5 protein-coding genes and 1 pseudogene are annotated in these 3,130 nt (G+C 72.1%); 4 read left to right on the top strand and 2 right to left on the bottom strand.

Annotated elements, in window-relative coordinates:
* The 4 genes from FOZ70_RS30705 to FOZ70_RS30690 form a co-directional block, all read left to right on the top strand.
* On the top strand, positions 1–212 hold a 212-nt coding region (locus tag FOZ70_RS30705), incomplete at its 5' end, for a hypothetical protein (protein WP_219707480.1).
* Positions 213–217: 5 nt separating this feature from the next.
* Positions 218–1,138, top strand: coding sequence for a biotin--[acetyl-CoA-carboxylase] ligase (locus tag FOZ70_RS30700; protein WP_219707479.1), 921 nt, complete (start codon positions 218–220; stop codon positions 1,136–1,138).
* Complete coding sequence (locus FOZ70_RS30695) at positions 1,135–1,920, top strand: type III pantothenate kinase (RefSeq protein WP_219707478.1); 786 nt, start codon at positions 1,135–1,137, stop codon at positions 1,918–1,920. Before FOZ70_RS30700 ends, FOZ70_RS30695 begins: the two co-directional genes overlap by 4 nt.
* A gap of 199 nt (positions 1,921–2,119) precedes the next feature.
* The gene (locus FOZ70_RS30690) at positions 2,120–2,362 is read left to right on the top strand and encodes a hypothetical protein (RefSeq protein ID WP_219707477.1); all 243 of its coding nucleotides are present in this window, start codon (positions 2,120–2,122) and stop codon (positions 2,360–2,362) included.
* A 16-nt stretch (positions 2,363–2,378) separates the two neighbouring features.
* On the opposite strand, the gene rfaE2 is transcribed toward FOZ70_RS30690, so the two are convergent.
* Entirely contained in the window at positions 2,379–2,864 is a 486-nt protein-coding gene (gene rfaE2 / locus FOZ70_RS30685; protein WP_012329309.1) for a D-glycero-beta-D-manno-heptose 1-phosphate adenylyltransferase, read from the bottom strand.
* A gap of 152 nt (positions 2,865–3,016) precedes the next feature.
* Positions 3,017–3,130 (bottom strand): annotated as a pseudogene (locus FOZ70_RS30680) (ferritin-like domain-containing protein); the annotation flags it as partial.

Here is a 3,130-nt window from a genome sequence, read left to right as displayed (position 1 = left end):
TCATTGCCGATCGGTCGCCGCCGGTCTATCACTACCGGTCGATCACTGCCGGTCTATCACTGCCGGTCGATCACTGCCGGTCTATCACTGCCGGTCGATCACTGCCGGTCGATCACTGCCGGTCGATCACTGCCGGTCGATCACTGCCGGTCGATCACTGCCGGTGGCGCGCGCCGCTCGACGCGCGCCACCGCCCCCTGTCGCTACAATAGGCGCCATGAACGCCCCCACCTCCTCCGACACGCCCGATTCCGGCGACGCGCACATCGCGCGCAACCGGCTCGAGGCGCACCTGGACGCCGCGCCGCGTGCGTGGCCGCTCGACATCGTCGCCGCCACCGGCTCGACCAACGCCGACGTCGCGACGCGCCTCAAGGCGCTGCCGCGCCACGCGAACGCGCTGCCCGCGCCGCTCGTGCGCGTGGCATTCGAGCAGACGGCCGGCCGCGGCCGGCAGGGCCGCCCGTGGTTCGCGCAGCCCGGCAACGCGCTGCTGTGCTCGGTCGGCTGCATCGTGCCGCGCCCCGTCGACGCGCTCGGCGGCCTCAGCATCGCGATCGGCGTCGCGCTTGCGGAAGGGCTGGCCACGCTGCCGCTCGACGCCCGCTCGCGCGTCGCGCTCAAATGGCCGAACGACCTGCTGCTGACGGCCACCGACGACGGCACGCCGCGCATCGTCGGCAAGCTCGCCGGGATCCTGATCGAAACCGCCTGGGCCAGCGCCGACGCGACCGCCGTCGTGATCGGCTTCGGCATCAACGTCCGCGGCGCGGAAGCCGTCGCCGCGCAGGTCGACGCGCTGCGCGCGCGCGAAGCGACGCTCGCGAGCGGGCTGCCGCCCGCTGCGCTGTCGATCGCGTGCGCATCGGCCAACCTCACCGATACGCTCGCCGCGTCGCTGAACGCGCTCACGCCTGCGCTCGCGCAGTTCGGCGTCGAAGGGCTCGCGCCGTTCGTGCCGCGCTGGCATGCGTTGCACGCGTATGCGGGGCGCGAAGTCGTCCTGCTCGAACAGGGCGTCGAACGCGCGCGCGGCATCGCGACGGGCATCGACGCGACCGGCCAGCTGCTGCTCGACACGCCGGACGGCATCCAGGCGATCGCGGCCGGCGACGTGTCGCTGCGCGAAGCGCAATGAACGAGCCGCACCTGCTGATCGACGCCGGCAACAGCCGGATCAAGTGGGCGCTCGCCGATGCGCAGCGCACGCTCGTCGAGACGGGCGCATTCGGCCACACGCGCGACGGCGGCGCCGATCCCGACTGGTCGAACCTGCCGCATCCGCGCGGCGCGTGGATCTCGAACGTCGCGGGCGCCGACGTGGCCGCCCGGCTCGACGCGCTGCTCGACGCGCGCTGGCCGGGCCTGCCGCGCACGACGATACGCTCGCGTCACACGCAATGCGGCGTGACGAACGGCTATACGACACCCGAACAGCTCGGCAGCGACCGCTGGGCCGGCCTGATCGGCGCGCACGCGGCATTTCCGGGCGAGCACCTGCTGATCGCGACGTTCGGCACCGCGACGACACTCGAGGCGCTGCGCGCGGACGGCCGCTTCACTGGCGGGCTGATCGCGCCGGGCTGGGCGCTGATGATGCGCGCGCTCGGCACGCACACCGCGCAGCTGCCGACGCTGACCACCGATATCGCGAGCGGATTGCTCGCGGGTGCGCAGGCCGATCCGTTCCAGGTCGATACGCCGCGCTCGCTGTCGGCCGGCTGCCTGTACGCGCAGGCTGGGCTGATCGAACGCGCGTGGCGCGACCTTGCCGACGCGTGGCACGCACCCGTGCGGCTCGTGCTGGCCGGCGGCGCGGCGGAGGACGTCGCACGCGCGCTGACGGTGCCGCATACGCGGCACGATGCACTGATCCTGTCCGGGCTCGCGCTGATTGCGGCCGAAGCCGCGCAGGATTGACGTACCGGCGCCGGCATCGCGCCGGTGGGCATGGCGACGCAGGTCCGGACGGACATGCGGCACGCTGACGAAGCGGTACGCGCGGGGGCAGCTGCAACCGCCCGTGCATTCGACCGGCGGAAGCCATGAAAAAGCCGGCCATGCGGCCGGCTCGACTGAATGACGTGAACGACGTCGATAACGACAGGGAGGTTCGACGATGCTGCGCTGGCTGATCGCTGTTCTCTTTCTCGCCAACATGCTCGCGTTCGTGGTGGCGCGCGGCGTGTTCGGGCCGGTGCCGTCGGCCGGCCCGCGCGAACCTGGCGTGCTGTCGCGGCAGGTCCGGCCCGATGCGCTGCGCGTGACGCCGCTCGCGCAGGCGACCGACCAACCCGTCGTCGGTGGCCCGATCGCGCCGCCGGCCGTCACGACCGCCCCGCTCGCGGCGTCCGCGCCCTGACGGCGCCCGGCCGCGCTCAGGACTGCTGCGCGCGCACCTTCTTCAGCAACGCGGTGGTCGAGCGGTCGTGCTCGAACGGAATCGCCAGCGCACGGCCGCCCCAGCCGCGCACGAGCGCCGATTCCGGCAGTGCATCCATGTCGTAGTCGCCGCCCTTCACGAGGATGTCCGGACGGACGGCCTCGATCAGCGACACCGGCGTCTTTTCCCCGAACGTCACGACCCAGTCGACGCTTTCCAGCGCCGCGAGCAGTGCCGCGCGGTCCTCCTCGCGATTGATCGGCCGGTCGTCGCCCTTGCCAAGCATGCGCACCGACGCATCGCTGTTCACGCCGACGATCAGGCACGCGCCGAGCGCTTTCGCGTCGGCGAGATACGTGACGTGGCCGCGGTGCAGGATGTCGAATACGCCGTTGGTGAACACGACGGGCGACGGCAGCGACGCGCGCAGCGCGACGAGGGCATCACGGGTGATCAGCTTGCGTTCGAAGGTGGCGGACATGGTGAAGGTCGGACGGAATGAGCAACGGCGCGCGCGACGGCGGCGCCAGATAAAAAGCCCGCCGGGCTGGCCAGGCGGGCTTCTTGCGTCGGGTACGGCACTGCGGCGCTACCGGCCGGCGCGATTCACGCCGGCGGCGGCGCCTGCCGGCCTCAGGCCGGCTGCGCTGCCGACGACGGGCCGCTTTCGGCCTGCAGGCGGCTGGTGACTTCCTTGCGATAGCGGTTCAGCTCCTGCGCGGTCGCGAACGTGCGCTCGAACAGGAT

Source organism: Burkholderia sp. COPS (assembly GCF_019425585.1).
GTDB classification, from domain to species: domain Bacteria; phylum Pseudomonadota; class Gammaproteobacteria; order Burkholderiales; family Burkholderiaceae; genus Burkholderia; species Burkholderia cepacia.
Note: the sequence above shows the minus strand (reverse complement) of the source record. Positions and strands in the feature narration are given on the sequence as shown.